Source organism: uncultured Desulfosarcina sp. (genome assembly GCF_963664155.2).
Classification (GTDB): Bacteria; Desulfobacterota; Desulfobacteria; order Desulfobacterales; family Desulfosarcinaceae; genus Desulfosarcina.
The window spans coordinates 108,991-129,282 of record NZ_CAXXXH010000002.1; the positions used below are offsets into that span (position 1 = coordinate 108,991).

16 protein-coding genes are annotated in these 20,292 nt (G+C 56.1%); 7 read left to right on the forward strand and 9 right to left on the reverse strand.

Annotated features, from left to right (window positions below; translation table 11 throughout):
* Nucleotide 1: 1 nt before the first annotated feature.
* The 5 genes from cimA to ACHZBS_RS24720 all read right to left on the reverse strand — a co-directional run bounded on the left by cimA (nucleotide 2) and on the right by ACHZBS_RS24720 (nucleotide 5,567).
* The gene (cimA, locus tag ACHZBS_RS24700) at nucleotides 2-1,663 is read right to left on the reverse strand and encodes a citramalate synthase (protein ID WP_319409208.1); all 1,662 of its coding nucleotides are present in this window, start codon (nucleotides 1,661-1,663) and stop codon (nucleotides 2-4) included.
* A 67-nt stretch (nucleotides 1,664-1,730) separates the two neighbouring features.
* Nucleotides 1,731-2,783, reverse strand: a complete 1,053-nt coding sequence (ilvC, locus tag ACHZBS_RS24705) for a ketol-acid reductoisomerase (protein ID WP_319409209.1) — start codon at nucleotides 2,781-2,783, stop codon at nucleotides 1,731-1,733.
* 108 nt (nucleotides 2,784-2,891) lie between these two features.
* Complete coding sequence (ilvN, locus tag ACHZBS_RS24710) at nucleotides 2,892-3,380, reverse strand: acetolactate synthase small subunit (RefSeq protein ID WP_319409210.1); 489 nt, start codon at nucleotides 3,378-3,380, stop codon at nucleotides 2,892-2,894.
* A gap of 17 nt (nucleotides 3,381-3,397) precedes the next feature.
* On the reverse strand, nucleotides 3,398-5,083 hold the full coding sequence (ilvB, locus tag ACHZBS_RS24715; RefSeq protein WP_319409211.1) for a biosynthetic-type acetolactate synthase large subunit: 1,686 nt from the start codon (nucleotides 5,081-5,083) through the stop codon (nucleotides 3,398-3,400).
* A 79-nt stretch (nucleotides 5,084-5,162) separates the two neighbouring features.
* Nucleotides 5,163-5,567, reverse strand: a complete 405-nt coding sequence (locus ACHZBS_RS24720; protein WP_319409212.1) for a dihydroxy-acid dehydratase — start codon at nucleotides 5,565-5,567, stop codon at nucleotides 5,163-5,165.
* Nucleotides 5,568-5,918: 351 nt separating this feature from the next.
* Here ACHZBS_RS24720 and ACHZBS_RS24725 point away from each other — a divergent pair, with 351 nt between their 5' ends.
* Nucleotides 5,919-6,485 (forward strand): YqgE/AlgH family protein, encoded by a 567-nt coding sequence (locus ACHZBS_RS24725; RefSeq protein ID WP_319409213.1) that lies wholly within the window; start codon nucleotides 5,919-5,921, stop codon nucleotides 6,483-6,485.
* 113 nt (nucleotides 6,486-6,598) lie between these two features.
* Here ACHZBS_RS24725 and ACHZBS_RS24730 read toward each other — a convergent pair whose 3' ends face one another.
* Nucleotides 6,599-6,751 (reverse strand): hypothetical protein, encoded by a 153-nt coding sequence (locus ACHZBS_RS24730; protein WP_319409214.1) that lies wholly within the window; start codon nucleotides 6,749-6,751, stop codon nucleotides 6,599-6,601.
* Between the two features lie 295 nt (nucleotides 6,752-7,046).
* Here ACHZBS_RS24730 and ACHZBS_RS24735 point away from each other — a divergent pair, with 295 nt between their 5' ends.
* A complete protein-coding gene (locus ACHZBS_RS24735) occupies nucleotides 7,047-9,290 on the forward strand; it encodes a dynamin family protein (RefSeq protein ID WP_319409215.1) in 2,244 nt (747 codons plus the stop codon).
* A 27-nt stretch (nucleotides 9,291-9,317) separates the two neighbouring features.
* Nucleotides 9,318-10,109 carry an AAA family ATPase gene (locus ACHZBS_RS24740; protein WP_319409216.1) on the forward strand — a complete coding sequence of 264 codons (792 nt, stop codon included), beginning with the start codon at nucleotides 9,318-9,320 and terminating at the stop codon, nucleotides 10,107-10,109.
* A 14-nt stretch (nucleotides 10,110-10,123) separates the two neighbouring features.
* On the opposite strand, the gene ACHZBS_RS24745 is transcribed toward ACHZBS_RS24740, so the two are convergent.
* The 3 genes from ACHZBS_RS24745 to ACHZBS_RS24755 form a co-directional block, all read right to left on the reverse strand.
* Nucleotides 10,124-12,580 (reverse strand): heavy metal translocating P-type ATPase, encoded by a 2,457-nt coding sequence (locus tag ACHZBS_RS24745; protein WP_319409217.1) that lies wholly within the window; start codon nucleotides 12,578-12,580, stop codon nucleotides 10,124-10,126.
* Nucleotides 12,580-12,783 carry a cation transporter gene (locus tag ACHZBS_RS24750; RefSeq protein ID WP_319409218.1) on the reverse strand — a complete coding sequence of 68 codons (204 nt, stop codon included), beginning with the start codon at nucleotides 12,781-12,783 and terminating at the stop codon, nucleotides 12,580-12,582. The genes ACHZBS_RS24745 and ACHZBS_RS24750 overlap by 1 nt, the downstream gene beginning before the upstream one ends.
* A 251-nt stretch (nucleotides 12,784-13,034) precedes the next feature.
* Complete coding sequence (locus ACHZBS_RS24755) at nucleotides 13,035-14,786, reverse strand: YcaO-like family protein (RefSeq protein ID WP_319409219.1); 1,752 nt, start codon at nucleotides 14,784-14,786, stop codon at nucleotides 13,035-13,037.
* Between the two features lie 289 nt (nucleotides 14,787-15,075).
* Between ACHZBS_RS24755 and ACHZBS_RS24760 the strand changes: the two genes are divergently transcribed.
* The 4 genes from ACHZBS_RS24760 (at nucleotide 15,076) to rpoD (ending at nucleotide 20,281) form a co-directional block, all read left to right on the forward strand.
* A complete protein-coding gene (locus tag ACHZBS_RS24760; RefSeq protein WP_319409220.1) occupies nucleotides 15,076-15,366 on the forward strand; it encodes a hypothetical protein in 291 nt (96 codons plus the stop codon).
* A 137-nt stretch (nucleotides 15,367-15,503) separates the two neighbouring features.
* The gene (gene hisB, locus ACHZBS_RS24765; RefSeq protein WP_319409221.1) at nucleotides 15,504-16,091 is read left to right on the forward strand and encodes an imidazoleglycerol-phosphate dehydratase HisB; all 588 of its coding nucleotides are present in this window, start codon (nucleotides 15,504-15,506) and stop codon (nucleotides 16,089-16,091) included.
* A 371-nt stretch (nucleotides 16,092-16,462) separates the two neighbouring features.
* Complete coding sequence (gene dnaG / locus ACHZBS_RS24770) at nucleotides 16,463-18,277, forward strand: DNA primase (protein WP_319409222.1); 1,815 nt, start codon at nucleotides 16,463-16,465, stop codon at nucleotides 18,275-18,277.
* 129 nt (nucleotides 18,278-18,406) lie between these two features.
* Nucleotides 18,407-20,281, forward strand: a complete 1,875-nt coding sequence (gene rpoD, locus ACHZBS_RS24775) for an RNA polymerase sigma factor RpoD (protein ID WP_319409223.1) — start codon at nucleotides 18,407-18,409, stop codon at nucleotides 20,279-20,281.
* Nucleotides 20,282-20,292 lie beyond the last annotated feature (11 nt).

Here is a 20,292-nt window from a genome sequence, read left to right on the forward strand (position 1 = left end):
ATCACGCGCCGCATGACACGGAACATCCCAGTTTGAGATCTTCCGCATCTCCATTTTGGGATGGCTTGCAGCGTTGCTGGGCTTCCTTGGCCAGTTTGAACTGAAAGCTGTCCGCCAGGGCCTGCCAGCTGGCTTCGATGATGTCCTCGGAGACGCCGATGGTACTCCAGATCTGGTCCTGGTCCCTGGATTCGACCAGTACCCGGACTTTGGCTTCCGTGCCCTCGCTTCCGTCCACCACGCGCACCTTGAAATCCACCAGTTTCATGGTGTCCAGGTCCGGGTAGAAGTTGCCCAATGCCTTTCTCAGGGCATTGTCCAGCGCGCTCACCGGGCCCAGACCTTCGGCGGCGGTTATCTCGTGGCTGTCACCCACCGAAATTTTAATGGTCGCATGGGCCGAGCAGGGCAGATCCTTGTCCTTTTCGATGGTCACCCGGAACGATTCCAGATCGAACAAGGGTTTGAACTGCTCGGTAAACTTCTCCAGCATGATCTGAAAGGATCCGTCGGCCACGTCGAACTGGTAGCCTTCGTCTTCCATCTGCTTGATGGCGGCAACGATGGCCTTGCTGTCACTCCCGTTGGCGCCCAGGTCTACCCCCATCTCCCTGGCCTTATACTCCACGTTGCTCCTGCCGGCCAGGTCGGACATGAGCACCCGGCGCTGGTTGCCCACCAGTTCAGGGTTCATGTGCTCGTAGGCCCGGGACTCTTTCATGATGGCACTGACGTGAATGCCGCCCTTGTGGGCGAAGGCACTGCGTCCCACGAAGGGGCGGGAGTTCAGCGGAACAATGTTGGCCGTTTCGCTCACATACCTGGAGAGGCTTTTCAGGCCGGCCAGTTTTTCTTTGGGGATGCAGGGCCGGTTCATTTTGGCGCTGAGAATGGGGAGGATGGTGGTCAGGTCGGCATTGCCGCAGCGTTCTCCGTAACCGTTGATGGTGCCGTGAACCATGACTGCCCCGCAATTAACGGCGGCTATGGTGTTGGCCGCGGCCATGCCGCAATCGTTGTGGGTGTGGATGCCCAGTTTCAGCTTTCCCGAATCCCCGAATCGCCGATTCAGGTTGTCGTTGACCGAATGGACGATCGATTCAATTTCCCGGGGCAGGGTACCGCCGTTGGTGTCGCACAGGACCACAAAATCGGCATCGGCCCTAATGGCCGCGGCCAGGGTTTCCAATGCATAGTCCGGGGAATCCTTGAAACCATCGAAAAAATGCTCGGCGTCATAAATCACTTCCCGGCCATGGGATTTGAGAAATGCAACGCTGTCGGCGATCATGGCCAGGTTTTCCTCCAGAGTGTTGTCCATGATCGACTGCACATGCAGGGCCCAGCTTTTGCCGAATATGGCCGCCGCCGGCGTGTCGCTTTTCAGGATCGCTTTCAGGTTGGGATCGTCGGCGGCATCGATGGTGGGTTTACGGGTGGAACCGAAGGCCGTGATCCGGGCCGTCTTGAATCGTTCCCGTTTGGCCAGGTCAAAAAAGCGGATATCCCTGGGATTGGATCCGGGCCATCCGCCCTCGATGTAATGGATCCCCATTTCATCCAGCCGCATGGCGATCTTGAGCTTTTCATCCGCCGTAAAGGTGATGTTTTCTCCCTGGGTACCGTCTCTCAGGGTGGTGTCGTAGATTAGGATCGGTTGCATGGTATCTCTCCTGGCACAGCGTTGGCGTCGGGGTCTCGCTTAGGGTGCGGCCAGACCCCTGCGCCATTTATTTGCGCCGGTTTTCCGGTCGAAGGGCGCGTACCGCGGCACCGGCCCGCCACATTTCCGAATCGTGGATGACCTTGAGTTCCGCATCCAGGCGTTTCCGGTAATCCGGGGCGCTGTTGCATTCAAGGGTCCGACGGGTCTCTTCACCGGTGACAACGCTTGTGTAAAGCTTTTCGAAGACAGGCGCCACGGCATCCCGGAAGCGGGGCGCCCAGTCCAGGGCGCCGCGCTGGGCGGTGGTGCTGCAGTTGGCGTACATCCAGTCCATGCCGTTCTGGGCCACCAGGCGGATCAGGCTCTGGGTCAGCTCTTCCACCGTCTCGTTGAAGGCTTCGCTGGGGCTGTGGCCGTTCTTGCGAAGCACCTTGTACTGGGCTTCCATGACGCCGGCCAGACATCCCATGAGCACGCCGCGTTCGCCGGTGAGGTCGCTGTGGACCTCTTTCTCAAAAGTGGTGGGAAACAGGTAGCCGGAGCCGATGGCGATGCCCAGGGCGATGGTGCGTTCCTTTGCCTGTCCGGTATAGTCCTGGTGGACGGCAAAGCTGGAATTGATGCCGCTGCCGTCCAGAAAGTTGGTGCGCACCGTGGTGCCGGAACCTTTGGGGGCCGCCAGGATCACATCCACGTTCTCCGGGGGAACGATGCCGGTCTGATCCCGGTAAACGATGCCGAACCCGTGGGAAAAGTACAGGGCATCACCTTCGTTGAGGCAGGCTTTGATGGTGGGCCACATGGCCACCTGGCCGGCATCGGACAGCAGGTACTGGACCACGGTGGCCTTTTTGGCGGCTTCCGCGATGGGGAGCAGGGTTTTCCCGGGGACAAATCCATCGGCCACGGCCTTGTCCCAGGAGGCTGTCCCTTTCCGCTGGCCCACGATTACGGCGATGCCGTTGTCGCGCATGTTCAGCGCCTGGCCCGGTCCCTGGACCCCATAACCGAGCACGGCGACCGTTTCTTCTTGCAGCAGTTCACGCGCTTGTTGGAGGGTAAATTCCTCTGAGGTGATCACTTCTTCAATCGTTCCGCCAAAATCGATATGTGCCATCTGGTACTCCTTGATTGTAATTTTTATTCCAGCAGGTTGTCTTTCAAATTCTGCCAAAACGGTTTCATGAACCGACGCGACCTGCCCCGACGGCATGCCGCCGACGGTTCAGTGGGGCTCCCGGAACAGGGCGATGGTGCCTGTCCGGGCGATCTTCTTGATGCCCATGGGTTTGAGCAGGTTGACCAGGGCCTTCATCTTGTCTGCGGTCCCGGTGGCTTCGATAATGTAATACTCGGGGCCCACATCCACTACCTTGCACCTGAATATATCGACGATCCGCAGTATCTCGTCACGGCTTTCCGGTTTAGCCCGCACACAGACCAGCGCCATTTCCCGTTGAACCGATCCGGACCCGGTAAGGTCCCTGAGCTTGATCACATTGATGAGTTTTCTAAGCTGCTTTTCGATCTGTTCAACAAGCGGTTCATTGGCTTTGGTGACGATGGTGATCCGGGATACGTGTGGATCGATGGTTTCAGCCACGCAGAGGCTTTCGATGTTAAATCCACGGCCGCTGAACAATCCGACGATCCGGGAGAGCACCCCGGGTTCATTGTCCACCAGCATGGTCAATATGTGTTTTTCTTCGGTCATTGTATTTTTCCCTGATTCTAAACCAACAGCATTTCCGTAATGGGCGCCCCGGCCGGCACCATGGGATACACGCACTCTTCCCTGGCGACCCTGAAATCCATGATCACCGGTCCGGGCGTTTCAAGTCCCTGGCGCAGGACGACTTCCACCTCGTCCGGGCGCGTGGCCCGCAGTCCCACGGCACCAAAGGCCTCGGCCAGTTTTACGAAATCGGGTGCATGATCCATGCACGTACAGGCGTAGCGTTTTTCGTAGAACAACTCCTGCCACTGGCGGACCATGCCCAGATAGCAATTGTTCAGGATGACCACCTTGACCGGCAGTTTGTACTGCACGGCGGTCGCCATCTCCTGGATGTTCATCTGAATGCTGCCGTCTCCGGCCACATCCACCACCAGGGAATCGGGAAAGGCCACCTGGGCGCCGATGGCTGCCGGCAGCCCGAACCCCATGGTGCCCAGACCGCCGGAGGTGACGAAATGCCCCGGGCGGTCGAAATGATAAAACTGGGCCGCCCACATCTGGTTCTGGCCCACTTCCGTGGTGATGATGGCATCGCCCCGGGTCAGTTCGTAGAGTTTTTCCACCACGTACTGGGGTTTGATCTCCGCTTCCTGGACGTAAGCCAGCTTGTAGTTCTGCTTCCACTGCTCGATTTGGTCCAGCCAGGGGCCCCGACTGTCCGTCAGTTTGTCCAGATCCTCTTCCGCCAGGAAGCTGTTGATCACTTCCAGAGTGGTTTTGCAGTCTCCCACCACCGGGATACTCACCGGGACGTTTTTGCGGATCGAGGTCGGGTCGATGTCGATGTGAACGATCTCTGCCTGGGAGGCAAAGCAGTCGGTCTTGCCGGTCACCCGGTCGTCGAAGCGCACGCCGATGCCGATGAGCAGGTCGCATTCGCCGGTACTCATGTTGGCCCGGTAGGTGCCATGCATACCGATCATCCCCAGCGAGAGGGGGTCGGAGCCGGGAAAAGCCCCCAGTCCCATGAGTGACATGGTCACCGGGATCCGTGCACTGCGGGCCAGCCGGGTCAGTTCCTTTGCCCCTTTGGAGAGGATGACGCCGCCGCCGGCGAAAATCACGGGACGCTTGGCCGCCATGATTAGGTCCACCACTTTGCGCAGCTGTTTCGAATTGGGCTTGTAGGTGGGGTTGTAGGATTTGAGTTTGACTTTCTGTTTGGGTTTGAAATTGGTCGTTCCCTGCTGCACATTCTTGGGAATGTCCACCAGAACCGGGCCCGGGCGGCCGGAGCGGGCAATATGAAACGCTTCCTTGAGAATCCGGGGAAGCTCTTCCACCGAGGGAACCAGATAGTTGTGCTTGGTGCAGGGTCGGGTGATGCCGACAATGTCCACTTCCTGGAACGCATCGTTGCCGATGAGATGGGTGGGCACCTGGCCGCTGATGATCACCAGGGGGATGGAGTCCATATAGGCGGTGGCAATGCCGGTGACGGCGTTGGTGGCTCCCGGACCGGAGGTGACCAGCGCGACGCCGACCTTGCCGGTGACGCGGGCGTACCCGTCGGCCGCGTGCACCGCACCCTGCTCATGGCGTACCAGGTAGTGGCGGATGTCGGTCCTTTCCAGATGGTCATGAATATCAATGGTGGCGCCGCCGGGAAATCCGAAAATGGAATCGACCCCTTCCTCTTTGAGGACTTCCATTAAAATCTGTGCTCCGGTGAGTTTCATTTTTATCGAGCTCCTTTTCTCTGAAATCGGAGGTCCGAGGTTGCCGATCAGACGACCGACATCGGTCTTCCGGCTTCCTTTATCTGACAATCGCCCCCTGGCTGGCGGACGATACCTGCCGGGCGTAACGAGCCATGTATCCATGGCGGATTTTCGGTTCCGGTGCCTGCCAGCCGGCCAGACGCCGGTTGAACTCATCATCGGAAACCTTCAGGGAGACGGTTTTTGCGGGGATATCGATGGCGATGCCGTCGCAGACACCGATGGTACCGAACTCCACCGGTGTTCCGCCGGCAATATAGATCCCGGCCTTCACCGCCCGGGCGAGGGTATTCAGGTGAACATGACCGGGAATGGCGGTATTGACTGCATTGGCGATTCCGATAAGGGGGCGCTTAATTTCCTCATCCGTGTAACCGATGGCTTTGAAAAGGGCCCAGTGCGGTGCCCGTTCGATACCTTTTTTGGCGTCGTCGCTTTTCATCCCCTTGACACCCTTTCCGAATAAGTAAAAAAAAATCCGTTATCGCCTCTGGGGGTGATAACGGATTTTGTGGTTTCCGGTGTTGGCTGGTTTAGGCCATTATCGCCCCTGTTTCCTCGTTGTGGATGAGGACACCCACTACGAGGATAAGAATAAGACTAATAATGTTGATAAGGGCGAAACGGCTATTCATGTTTTTATAAGACCAATTTAATTGATAATCCTCCCCTAACAGCCCGTTTCAGGCAAGTCAAGCTTTTTCTTGCCTTTGGGTGAACACACCGTTAAGCTTAAAGAAGTAGACACACATCAGGGTCGATTCTAAGATGAACACGAGGGGAGTTTTACACCATGGACCATACATGGCAATCCTTGAAGGGGCAGTTTCTCATGGCCATGCCCGGGTTGGCAGACCCCAATTTCTACCAATCTGTCACCTGCCTGTCCGAGCATAATCAAAAAGGGGCCATGGGGATCGTGATTACCCGGGTTCACCCGGAGGTCACCGGCAAGATGATCTTCGACGAACTGCAGATTTCATCTGCTGCGGGGGCGGAGAAAATTCCCGTTCACATCGGCGGGCCGGTCCATATGAATGAAATATTTGTTCTTCACGGTGCTCCATTCACATGGAAGGGCAGCATGATGATAACCGGAGAACTGGCCTTGAGCAATTCGCGTGATATCCTTGAAGCCATCGCCATGGGAAGCGGTCCCAAGGCGTTTATCATTGCCTTGGGATGTGCCGGTTGGGGGCCCGGGCAACTGGAAAGTGAAATCCGCAGCAATGCCTGGATTAACGGCCCCTATTCCGAGGCGATCGCCTTTCAAATGGACGTGGAAAGACGCTGGGAAGCGGCCCTTCAAAGGATCGGAATCGACCCGGCGTTGCTGTCCGATACGGCGGGTCATGCCTGACGGAAAACAAAAGTGGATTTGAAATGATTGACGCGCTGGGATTTGGGAGTAATAGGATTTGCAGGAAAAGGCTTGATGAGGGGTGGGTAAGGGGCGCTGATCTGCCCCTCATTTTATTCGGTGTCGTCCTTTTTGGATTTTTGCTTGGGTTTTTTCTTTTTCAGACAGACCTTGTCTTTCCGGACGAACGCACAGAGCTTTGGATTGTAGTACTCCTTGCAGTTCAGCGGATTGTATAATGGGCATTCCGGATGTTTTTCTGACATGTTTGTGGTGTTCCTTATACTGGATTTAGCGCCTTTGAACCGCCCATCTCGTTTCTTTCCGGTCAGCTGTATATCATTAAATCATAAGATTTACAACCCATTGTGTTCATTAGGGGAATGCCTGTACCCCTTGGCCACCGGTTGGGAAAGCTTTGACAATCGATCCGTTTAAATGTAAAAATCGCCAACCGGCGCCCGGATGATTCCCCCGGCCTGATTCAGGCCTTTCAGCATCCGCATCCGTTGGTTTCGGTACCCTCACCAACACTGAGACCAGACCTGAGAAAAGATAGACATGCCCGCATACGAGACAATGAAGCTCCAGCTTTCACGGATCAGCGACGATACGGCGCACCTTATTGACGAAGCTGAGAAAATTCCCGAACTGATTGATGAGGGGTTTTCCCAGTGGAAGGCCACCTGCCAGATCATATCCGAACAGGTATCCGAAGAGATCATGCGTGTGGCCGTGGTGGGCGCCATCAAATCAGGGAAAAGTACCCTGGTGAATACCCTTTTTGGCGGCGATTACCTTAAACGCGGTGCCGGCGTGGTCACTTCCATCGTTACCCGGGTAAGAACCGGCACCCGTTTGCGGGCCATCCTTTATCTCAAGAACTGGGATGAGGTGAACGGGGATATCGATCAGGCATCGGTGCTGTTGCCCGCTCACAAGCGTTCCGGTGCGGAACATCCTTTTGATATTCGTCGTGAAAAGGATCGGCAGATTCTGGACCGGGCGCTGGCCGACCTGGCCGCCGATCAGTTGATCTCCAACGACACCCGCAGCGCAGGAAGCGTGCTGCTGGCGTCCTATCTCAACGGTTATGATCGTGTTCAGCCTTTTGTCCAGGCGGATCATGCCACTGTTGTGTTTGAGAACGACCGGTTTGCCTTGCACCGTGATTTTGTCGGCGACGATGCCATGGCCGTTTACCTGAAGGATGTGTTGCTGGAAATTGATGCTCCGGGTCTCGGTGATGGGGTCGAGATTGCCGACTGCCAGGGTAGCGACTCTCCCAACCCGCTCCATTTGGCCATGATCCAGGACTACCTGATGCTGGCCCATCTCACGGTTTATGTGGTCAGCAGCCGTACCGGACTCCGTCAGGCGGACATCCGCTTTTTATCCATGATCCGGAAAATGGGAATCCTGGAAACGGTTGTCTTTGTCGTGAACTGCGATCTCAGCGAGCACGAATCCCTTCAGGACCTTTCCGAGGGGATTCGAAAAATTGAAGCAGAACTGAGCCTGATCTGCCCCGAGCCCCAGATGTTTGCCTTCTCCGCCCTGTTCTTGCTCATGTCTCAGATGGAATCCAACCTGTCTCAAAGAGACCATGACCGGTTCGCCCATTGGTGCCGGGAGACGGCGCTGGTCGATTTCTCGACCGCAGAGCAAACCCGCTTTCAACAGTTTCTGGAACAGAAGATCCTTCGGGAACGAACCTCCCTGCTGCTGAAAAACCATCTGGAAAGGTTGGAAATAGTCGCCGGCGGTATTGGGAACTGGATTGCTTTCAACCGTGACCTGTTGGCCCGTGACGCCGGCGGCGCGCGGGAGCTGGCCGATCGCGTCCACCACCACCGGGGCCGACTGGAGCGCATGAAGCTGACGGTGAAAAATACTCTGGATGGGGCGGTCAACCAAGTCAAACGGGACTTGAAGACCGCCATTGACCGGTTTTTTGACGAGTATACGGACGGTGTCGTTTCGGGCGTTGTCCGTTTCGTTCGTGGCTATCAGGTGGAGATGCACAACTACGAGGAAAGCCTGATGAGTGCGGGGTTTGCAAAAACCCTGTACCTGGTGTTCCAGGAGTTTAAACAGGCGGTGGATGCATACATGGCTGAAACCGTGAACCCCCAGGTGATGCGGTTCGTCAAGACCCAGGAGAAACATCTCATTGGATATCTGGATGAAATTGCCGGGCCTTATGGAGCCATGATCGACGATGCTTTGGCGCAGTACACCAACGCCGTGGGGGAGGGGAAGGCGGCTCCGCAACGGGCTTCATCACCGATGAGTATCGGGCCGGACCTGGAGAAGATCCGCAAGATGGCCGGTTTGGCCCTGCCGCCGGCTGCAGCAACCATGCGTTATTCCGCCCAGATCAAAACCGAAGCGGTTATGCGCTTCGGTTTCTACAAAATCGTCAACCTGGTCAAGAGAGCCATGAAAAAATCGGCGGACAAGGTTCATCAGGAACAGTTCCTGGCGCTTGCCTCGGGGATCAAACGGATGAAACGCGAGACCGAGCGGTCCATCTTGTTTCTCCTGAAAGACTACAAGGAAAATATCAAGTTTCAGTATATGCTGAAACTGGCTGATGCTACCGCCACCGCCCTTTACCGCCAGATGCTGGAGCGGTTCCAACACCAGGGAGCCGATCTGTCCAGACTGGTGGAACTCATCAGTGAACAGCGGTTAAACAAGGAAGACGTCTCGGCCTCACTCGACCAGATAGGAGACTCCTCTATGTTGTTGCAGGAGAAGATCAACCATCTTAAGGCGGATCTTCAGCAATTGAACGGCTGACGTCAACTTTAACGGAAGGGAGACAAGATGGCCAAAAAGAAAACCAGAGCCATTGCAGTGGCAAACGAGAAGGGGGGCGTGGGCAAGACAGTTACGGTAATCAACCTGGCGGCGGCGTTGACGCTGGCCAACCAATCGGTGTTGGTGGTGGACATGGATCCACAAGCCAATGCCACCAAAGGGTTGGGCATTCTGCCCGATGACGAACGGCCGTCGGTCTATGACCTGATCATGAACAACGGCCGTAAAGCAGTGGAAGAGACGATTCTTACCACGAAGTGGGACGGACTTCAACTGATACCCTCCCATGTGGATCTCTCCGGCGCCGAAGTTGAACTGGTGGAGGCTGAAGGACGGGAGAACCGGCTCAAGGAGGCCCTGTCCCCGGTTGTCGGGAATTACGATTTCATTTTGATGGATACACCGCCCAGCCTTTCTCTGCTCACCGTCAATGTCTTCTCGTGTGCTTCGGAAGTGCTGGTACCCTGCCAGACCCATCCCTATGCCTTCGGTGCCCTCGCCGAACTGTTTGACACCATCGACGCGGTGCGGGAAGAGATTAATCCCGGGCTGTTCATTTCCGGCATCATTCCCACCCTGGTGGACCTGCGAACTCGGGTGGCCAACGTCGTCATGCAGCAACTCAAAACCGACGAACGCTATCGAAACCTGGTGTTCAATACTGCCATTCGCAGCAACACCACTATCGCTGAAAGCGCCGAAGTGGGAAAGCCGGTAGTGTTCTACCGCCGAAGCAGTTACGGTGCCATCGATTACAATGACCTGGCGGATGAGCTTCTGGCAAGGAGCGCCAAATAGCTCACCGGTAGGAGCTATCGGCTATCGGCAAGTTTCGTCCGATAGAGCCGCAGGCTGTTGGAAACCACCGTGATGCTGGAAAAGGCCATGGCCAGGGCGGCCAGGATGGGATGCAGTTGCCGCAGCATCATGGGCAGGCTTTCAAAGGGGAAAAGGGCGCCGGCGGCAACCGGGATCAGTACGGCATTGTAGAAAAAAGCCCAGAAGAGGTTCTGGCGGATGGTCATCATGGTGGCCCGGCTTAGTGCGATGGCTCTGGGGAGGCCGCTAAGCGATCCGGCTGCCAGAATAACATCGGCCGTTTCGATGGCCACGTCGGTGCCCGTGCCGATGGCGAAACCCACGTCGGCCTGGGCCAGGGCCGGTGCGTCGTTGATGCCGTCGCCCACCATGGCCACGGTTTTCCCCGCCGCCTGGAGCGCCTTGACCCGCAAGGCTTTGTCCTCCGGTCGGACTTCGGCCTCTACATGATCGACACCGGCCTGCCGGCCGATGGCGTCGGCGGCCTGGCGGTTGTCGCCGGTGAGCATCACCGTCTCAAGCCCCAGTTTTTTCAACCGGGCGATGGCCAACGGCGAGTCTCCCTTGATGCGGTCAGATACGCAGATCAGCCCCAACAGGCGGTTCGCCTCAACCGCCACCATGACCGTTTTCCCCTGGGCCTGAAAAACCGATATCCGTTCGGCCATCGCCGCGGAAATTAGGCCTGCGTTCCCGTCAAACCAGTGCGGCTTGCCCACCTTGACAAGGCGGCCGTTGATCTGGGCTTCCACCCCGTCGCCGCCGTAGGCCTTGAATGCCTCGGGTGATACCAGTGTCATCCCCGAGGCCTCCGCTTTTTTGACAACTGCCCGGCCCAAGGGGTGCTCGGACCCTTTTTCCACCGAAGCGGCCAGCATCATCAGTTCATTTTCCGTCACCTCGTTACCGGTATCGGGAACCCAATCGGTAACCACCGGTTTGCCTTCGGTAATGGTACCGGTTTTGTCCAGAACCACGGTGGACAAACGGGTGGCACCTTCCAGCGCCCGGCTGTTTTTAAAAAGCATGCCCCGTTCGGCACCCTTGCCGGTGCCGGCCATGATCGCGGTGGGGGTGGCCAGACCCAGGGCACAGGGACAGGCGATAACCAGTACGGCCACCATGCGGATCATGGCGGTTACGAACTCGCCGGCGACAATCCACCAGATGCTGAAGACCAGCACGGCAATGATGATGATCGCCGGCACGAACACCGCGGCGACGCGATCGGCCAGGGCCTGGATGGGCGCCTTGCTGCCCTGGGCCTCCTGAACCAGGCGGATGATCTGGGCCAGGGCGGTTTCCCGTCCCACCCGGGTGGCTGTGAAGACGATGATCCCCTGGCCGTTGATGGTGCCGGCGGCCACCGTGTCGCCTGATTTTTTATCCACCGGAATGGGTTCGCCGGTGAGCATGGATTCGTCAACGGCCGAGGCTCCATCAGTGACCTGGCCATCGACGGGGATGCGTTCGCCCGGTCGCACCAGAAGCAGCTCACCCACGCGCACCCGTTCGATGGGCGTCTCCTCTTCGGTGCCTTCGCGGAGCACCGTGGCGGTTCTGGGACGCAGTCCCATAAGTTTGCGGATGGCGCTGCCCGTTTTGCCCTTGGTTCGGGATTCGAGCAGTTTTCCCATCTTTATCAGGGTGATAATGACGGCCGAGGTCTCGAAATAGACATGCCCACCCAGTGCGGGAAGCAGCAACACGGCCAGGGAATAGCCGTAGGCAGTGGACGAACCCATGGCCACCAACACGTCCATGTTGGCGCTTTTGTTGTGCAGGCTTTTCAGGCCACTGACATAATAGTCCCAGCCGGTGTAAAACTGCACCGGCGTAGCCAAAAATAGAAACAGCCAGTTCATCCACGGCTGGTGGCTCCACGGTCCGGTGAAGCCAAAATCCCTGGCCATGCTGATCACAAAAAGGGGCAGGGCAAAGGCGACGCCGACCATAAACTTGCGGGTCTGGTCGGTGATTTCCCTTTGCCGGGCCGCGGCTTCCGCGTCTTCCGGTTCTCCTTCCTGCTGGATCAGGGCACCGAATCCGGCCTTTTCCACCGCTGACACCAGGCCATCCGGTGTGACCATGGACGGCAGATACTCAACCGTTGCCCGTTCGGCGGCAAAATTCACCGCTGCATCGATCACCCCCGGAACCTTTCTGCCAAGCGCCCGCTCCACGGTCATGGCGCAGTTGGCGCAGGTCATGCCCGTAACCGCAAAATCGATGCGGGCGGTGGTGACCCTAAATCCGAGTTTTTCAACCTGCCGAATCAGATCCGCCGGTGTCGCGGAATGGGGATCGAAGGTCACCGAGGCCTGCTCGGACGCAAAATTGACGTTGGCGTCGCTGACACCGGTCAGCTTTTTTAGCCCACGGGCGATGTTCATGGCGCAGTTGGCGCAGGTCATGCCCGTAATGGGCAGAATGAGGGTCTGGGAGGTCATCACTGGGCCGGATAGTTGATTTCCGTCAAGGTGGCCCGGATGCGGTCGATTGATGCCGGGGGATCCCATTGGACGGTAACGGTTTTGGTTCCGGCGTCGGCCTTCACCGAGGTGACCCCTTCCATCTCAGCCAATTCAGACTCGATGGCCGACACGCAGTGACCACAGGAAATGGTGGGAACGGTCAATGTCTCTTGGTTCATAAATGCCTCCTTTGCATTCAGTGCGGTTTTCAACGGGCATAAGGTAAGCGGCCTTAAGGAAGCTGGCAAGGCATGACTGAAAAAAGGCCGGTTCGGAATGGAATGGGGCCAATGACCACAACGAGGTAAATCACAATAGCCAAAATCAAAATTCCAAACCTGACGAGTTTGGAGATTGTCATTTGGAATCTATTTGGAATTTGGTGCTTGCGATTTGTTATTTCTGGTTTTTCCGGCGGAATCGTGTGGCGTTATCTCTTTTCCGGGTCTTTGCCGGTGAGGCGCTCCAGGTTGTCCCTCGCAAAATCGATGGACGGATCCAGTTCCAAGGCAAGCCGGTAGTATCGCACCGCCTTGGCCTTTTCACCCATGTCGCGGTAGTTGGATGCGATGTTGGCATAATCGATGGCCGAACTGGGATCCAGTTCGATAACCTTTTCAAAGCTTTCGATAGCTGCTTCGTGTTCTTTTTGCATGAAGTGGCAAAACCCCTTGAGGTTATGAATATCGGTGCGTTCCGGGTCCAAGGCTTCCCCTTTGACCAGCGCGGCGAGAGCCTTTTTATAATCGCCCAGGTCCTTGTGGCATACCCCCATATAGGAGTAGATGCTGGGGATGTCCTGCTCCGCCGGCGACAGATCAAGGGCCCGGGAAAGGTGGGACAGGGCCGTTTGCGGATCGTTTCGTTCCAGGTGGCAGTTGCCCAGGTAGAACTGGATGAAATACTTGCCCGGCAAGAGTCGATCCATGTCCATCAGGCGGTTGATGGCTTCGTCCACGCCGAAGCTTTCCATGGTGATTTTGGCGGCAAACATGGCTACGCTGGTGCCGCTTGCACGCTCTCTGAAATGGGCGCCGGGGACGATGGTGTAGAAGGCCGGCACAGCCAGTTGGGGGTGCATGGTGTCCACTGCCAGTACCTCGAAATCCCTTTGGGAGAGGGCTTGGATGCAGGCATCTACCTCGTTGCGGATATTCGGGTTGGAAATATCGGGCAGATTGGCCAGGGCGATGGGACCGGGGGCGTTGATGACATAGCCGGCATCTTCCAGCCGGGTGAATTTCGGCAGGCCCGAGGCCACATAATTGGACCCGGAGTTGAAGTCGCCGGCCAACTGGGCCACTTCGGTCAGGGCGCGGCTCAGGGCCTTTTCCGGACTGGGGGTGGTGCCGGCGGTCCAGACGATTTCGCTCTTGGCGGGAAATGTGGTCGGATCGTAGGCCAGGACGGCTACGGAAGGGATGCCCATGTCCTGGGAAAAGTCGGTGATGAACAGCTTGATACCCGCTTTGTCGTACTTGCCCAGCATTTCCCGGACCCGATGGTCGGTTGCCGAATTCGGATCGATCAACGGGGTGGAAATGTGCTGGCGACTGATCACCGACGACACGTGACGCTCGACGATTTCGCAAATGCCCTGGCACAGCGCCTCTTCCACGCAATTGCCGGCGGACGGGCCGTTGAAGGCATTGATCGCGTAAAACCAATTGAGCGGGACCAGCACCTCCTTTTCCCGGGTAAGGCTCCAGGCGCCGGTCCATCGGAGAGGCAGAGATTCAAAAATTTGTTTGGATACGGCAAGGTCTCCGGATTTGTCGTGCACCGACTTGGCGATTTGATCAAATGGAATGGCTTCGTCGGCAAACTGGTTGAAGGTGCCCAGTCGGGTGTGGTTCCGGTTGGTGTAGAAGCTGAAAAAACTGAAGCGCTCGGCCAGTTCCATCACCGCGCTGGCCTCGGCCTGGGCCGTCGTCGCGCCTTTGCCCATCTGTTTTTTGGTGCCGATAATGGCCTGGGCGTCATGGCCGCACGTGCTGAAAAATACGGGGATGTCCAGCCGGCCATTATCGATGCGCAGGGTCCGATCAAGAATTTTCAATTCCATGGCGTTCATCCGCTGCTTAACCATGGCCACAGTTTGTTCCGGCTGCAGGATTTTATCCTGATCGTCTGTCGCCCGCTTGATGGCATCTGTCATTTTAATGGGACCCGTGCGTTTCATTCACTCTCCTTGACTGGGTGACGATCCTTGTCACCTTTGTTTCTACCCGATTTCTTCTCCAGATCGATATGCCAACGACCGATGGCTTCTAATTCATTGATTTGCATCGGGCAACAACTATAAGCACGGCTGTTGCATTGTGTCCATCCAGAAATGACAGATGGCCGTTCAAATAAAGGCTGCCGTGTCCTGGTCGAAGCCCTTGCTTTCATTCAAATTTAAAGATAATAAGTGAATATGATCGGTTATGTCGATCCATTGCTGATAATATCAAAACGTGTTGGCAGCCATGTCCGAATTCCGGAAAATCCCTCAAATTATCGATTACGGCGGCCGTCGGCGTCAGTTTGACCGGAGGCTGAACTCCGAACGGGCAACGGTGCCGGAGTCCCGATCCGGGCAGCAGCGCAGGTGTGGCTATGATCGACGCAGCATTAAAAACAATGCCCGTTTCAAGGTGAAGACCGAGCGGCGAGTTGATTTTGAGCGATTTAGAAAAATGATTCCCGAGGAGGAAAAAGTCGCCGAAGAACAAATGATCCTCATTGACAACACTGCCGAAGTCGCCGAAGACTCCTGATCGATTGCAACGACGGTTTATGCGGTGGTCAAGACCGTTGCGGTCCCGCGAACCGTCAACTCTCAATGGTTCAGCATTATTGCGGCGGATGTGGATCGTTTCCAAACCCAACAGCGCGTTTTCTAAGGAGACCTGTCATGCCCCGGACGAGCCGGATCGAACGGAAAACAACGGAAACCCAAGTCAAGGTTGAACTGAACCTGGATGGACAGGGAAAGGCCGATATCAACACGGGTATTGCTTTTCTCGATCATATGCTGACCCTTTTCTGCGTTCACGGCCGATTTGATCTGGATGTCCAGGCCAAGGGCGACCTGGAGGTGGATTACCATCACACCGTGGAGGACGTTGCACTGGTTCTGGGCGAAGCCGTCTCCACTGCCCTGGACGATCGGTTCGGCATTCGGCGTTATGGTTTTGCCGTGACACCTATGGACGATGCGCTTGCCGAAGTCGCCATTGACCTGTCCAACCGCCCTTTTCTGGTTTATCACCTGCCATCGGTATTGGAATCCGTGGGCCGCTTTGACCGGGGATTGGCCAAAGAGTTTTTCAGGGCCTTTGCGGTTAAGGGGGGAATGAATCTGCATATTAACGTCAAATACGGGGAAAACGAGCACCATGTGCTGGAATCGGTCTACAAATCCGTAGGACGTGCACTCCGGCAGGCGGTATCGATCGACGCAAACCGCAGCAGTGTTCGTTCATCAAAGGGGGTCCTTTAATCCGTTCTCAATTCAGTTGGGAAATACACCGGGCCACATTCTGGAACTGCGGCATGGTATTGGATTCTGCAGGCAACGCCCAACCGTAGATGACCGTGCCGCCTCTTCAACCAACAGCCTGCCCTTTTTCTGAATATCCAGTGTTTTTTTGTAAAGCCGCTACTATATATTGACAAAATGCCTCTGGGGATTTAACTTGTAAAATTTAAAAAAGGGCGACCCTATGCACAAGGTAGCTAACGGCGCAGTCCAGGCGTTCAGGCGCTTTTTTCACCGCCAATCTGGCCCATGACCGTCTTTTCACTGAGACGGCCCAGGTCCTACCGGAGCACGATTGAACCCGAATCCATTTGAAATGGAGGCGGCTTTTCTTGGCGGCGTACATTCCTGACGATAAAATTACGGCAATTAAAAACGCTTCCGATATTGTTGACATCGTATCGGAAACCGTATCCCTGCGTCGAGCGGGGCGCAACCTATTGGGACTGTGCCCTTTTCACACCGAAAAGACCCCATCCTTTACCGTGAGTCCGGATAAACAGATCTTTTATTGTTTTGGTTGCGGTGCCGGCGGCAACGTATTCAGTTTTCTCATGAAACACGGCGGGCTCACCTTCCCTGAGGCAGTCAGTACGCTGGCCGCACGTTACGGCATAGACCTTCCCACCCGGAATCTATCCCTCCACGAGAAAAAAAAGTTGACGGAACGGGAAACGATACTAACGCTTAACAGCGAGGCCATGTCCTTTTACCGCGATTGCCTGCTTTCGAAGGAACCGGGCAAACAGGCCAAGGGGTACCTTTTAAAAAGGGGGATGACCCGAAAAACCATTGAGGAGTTCAAATTGGGATTTGCCCCGGATGGATGGGACCACCTGGTACGCCATTTCCGTTCAGGGAGAAGGTCGGTCGAGGTGGCCCTGCAGGCCGGTTTGATCGTCTCCCGCAAGAAAGGGGAGGGACACTACGACCGGTTTCGGAACCGGATCATTTTTCCCATTTTCAACGGGCAAAATCAGACGGTAGGCTTTGGCGGCCGCGTGATGGACGATGCGCTGCCCAAATACCTGAACAGCCCGGAAACGCCGGTATACAACAAGAGCCGGTCCTTGTACGGGTTGAACCGGGCTCGTCAAAAATGCCGGGAAACGCAAACGGTATATGTGGTTGAAGGGTATTTTGACCTGCTTTCCATGCACCAGTTCGGCATCGAGAACACCGTGGCCACTCTGGGAACCTCCCTGACGGCCGATCACGTTCAGATCCTGAAGGGATTCGTGGGAGAGGGGGGTAAGGCCACCCTGGTTTACGATTCGGATCAGGCGGGAATCAACGCGGCGCAACGCAGCGTGGCGGTTTTCCAAAAAGGAATGCTGGAGGCCCGGATCATGGTTTTACCCAAGGGCCATGATCCCGATTCATTTCTCATGGCGTTCGGTCCCGAAGATTTTTTAAAGGCGGCTGCACAGTCCATGGGGATGATTCCCTTCATGGTCGAATCGGCTGTCGAGAAACATGGATTGAGCATCGACGGCAAGGTCCGCATTGTCAACGATCTCAAAACGGCCATGCTGGCTATCGGCGATCCGGTTGCTCGATCGCTCCGGGTCAAGCATCTGGCAGAGCGCCTCGGCGTAGATGAGAAGGTCCTTTTGCAGAAGATCCAGAGAACCGCGCCATCTCCTGCCAAGTCGGCCTGGCTGCAAGGTCGACCGGGAGTGGTTAACGCACCGAAGCCGCCGCCGGTTCATGGAGAAACCTACCGCCTGGAAAGACAGCTGGTGGCGATGATGCTTCAGTTCCCGGAGATGGTCGCCGATATAAAGCGCCGACGACTCATGGACCATTTTACGGATCCCGTAATGGCAGAGATCGGGCGAGGCATTATTGACCACTTTGCGACTGTCGACAGCGATATTGCCGGCCTGGTATCCCGATGGGATGACCCGGAAAAAAAGGCCGTAGTGGCCCGTCTGTCATTGACCGATGAACACTGGGACCGAGACGGCTGCATGAATCTGATGGCCCAGTTTGAGCGCACCATACGCCGTAAGGACAAGGCGTTGCAAATGCGTATCGAGGCCGCCGAAAAAAGCGGAGATGTCAACCTTCTGGCCGTGCTTTTGCGGGAAAAGCAGCAGCAGGCTCGAAAGATAGTGGAAAAACAAAGCGGTGCGAGTTATTGACCGCTGACCATGGCATCTGACAGCAGGCGACAGCCGCTGACGGGCATGGGAATAAAAAACGAGTTTCAGAACACCGCGACCCATTTATGGACGGCAACATGTCCTATTTTGGTTCAGGAGGCAAACGGCATGACCAAAAAATCCGATAACAAGCGCAACAGGACATCCGTGCAGACCGAGAAAAAGCCGGCCAAAAAGAAAGCCGGGGCGGGTGGCAAGACGGCTGTTGGTTCTGCTGCACAGGACGGAAAATCGGAAAAGACCAAGGAAACGATCAAGAAGAACGAGCAGAAGCTGCTCAAGGCCTTGATTGAAAAAGGCAAGGAGCAGGGCTCGCTGACCTATGACGAGATCAACGAGGTTCTTCCCAACGAGATGATGTCGTCGGAAATGATCGACGATACCCTGATGATGTTCGACGATATGGATATCGAGATCATCGAAAACGAAAACGGGATTTCCGACAAAGAGAGTACCCTCGAAAAGAAAGGGGCGCTTAACAAGGCGGTGACGGTTTCGGATATCGGTTCCGTCACCGACCCGGTGAAGATGTACCTGCGCGAGATGGGCATGGTTACCCTCCTCAGCCGTGAAGGCGAGGTGGTCATCGCCAAGAAGATCGAAGAGGGGGAACAGGACGTTCTCAAGGCACTTCTGGAAACCTCTTTAGGCGTCAAATATATTCTTGAATTCGGTGACCTGATCGAAGTGGGCGCCCTGCGGCCGAAGCATGTATTGCGTGATGTGGATGAAGGGGATGCCTATGTGGACGAGATGGTTCAGATTGAAAACTTTCTGGAGACCATTTCCGGTATCCGCAAGGTGAATGATGAAATCCGGGAGTACCGTGAACGCATGTTTTCCGAGCAGATGGAGCCCGATGAAGCCCGTCGGGTCAGGCGCTGCATTATGCGGCGCAACAATAAGATTTTTGAACTGCTAAAGGGCTGGCGATTGGAAGGCGGTGTTATCGATCGCATCGAAGCGCATATTCGCCGGCTCATTGACTGGTTCGATGCACAGAACAAACTGGTGGCCATCACTGCCGAAGCCTTTGGCGGAACCATTCGGGAGCTTCGCGAACACCTGACCACCAAAGCCAAATTTATGAAATGGGCCAAAAAACAGTCCACCCTCGATGAAGACTCCCTGGGGCGGATCTATGTCCACCTGAAATCCGTGGCCGAGCAGCTGGTGGAAAAGGAAAATGACTTCAAGGCCAACAACCGGAACCTCAAACGGGTCATGGCCAGTGTGGACGAAGGGCGCATGCGGGCAAAATTTGCCAAGAGCGAGCTGATCCGGGCGAACCTGCGGCTGGTGGTCAGCATTGCCAAGAAGTACACCAACCGGGGACTTCAGTTTCTGGATCTTATTCAGGAGGGCAATATCGGGCTGATGAAGGCGGTAGACAAGTTCGAATACCGCCGGGGGTACAAGTTCAGTACCTACGCCACCTGGTGGATCCGGCAGGCCATCACCCGGGCCATTGCCGACCAGGCGCGGACGATCCGCATTCCGGTGCACATGATTGAAACCATCAACAAGCTGATCCGCACCTCACGCTACCTGGTCCAGGAGTTCGGCAGGGAGCCCCGTCCGGAAGAGATTGCCGAAAAGATGGAAATTCCCATCGATAAAGTTCGCAAGGTTCTTAAAATTGCCAGAGAGCCGATCTCTTTGGAAACCCCCATCGGGGAGGAGGAAGACAGCCATCTGGGTGATTTTATCGAAGACAAGAAATTCATGCTGCCATCCGAAGCGGCCGTAAGCATGAACTTGGCCGAACAGACCCGAAAAGTGCTGGCCACCCTGACCCCCCGTGAGGAAAAAGTCCTTCGTATGCGGTTCGGCATCGGCGAGAAGGCGGATCACACCCTGGAAGAGGTAGGGCAGGACTTTACCGTTACCCGTGAACGGATCCGGCAGATCGAGGCAAAAGCGCTCAGAAAACTGCGCCACCCCACCCGCAGCCGGAAGCTGAAGAGCTTCATCGACAATTGATGTGGGGCGGG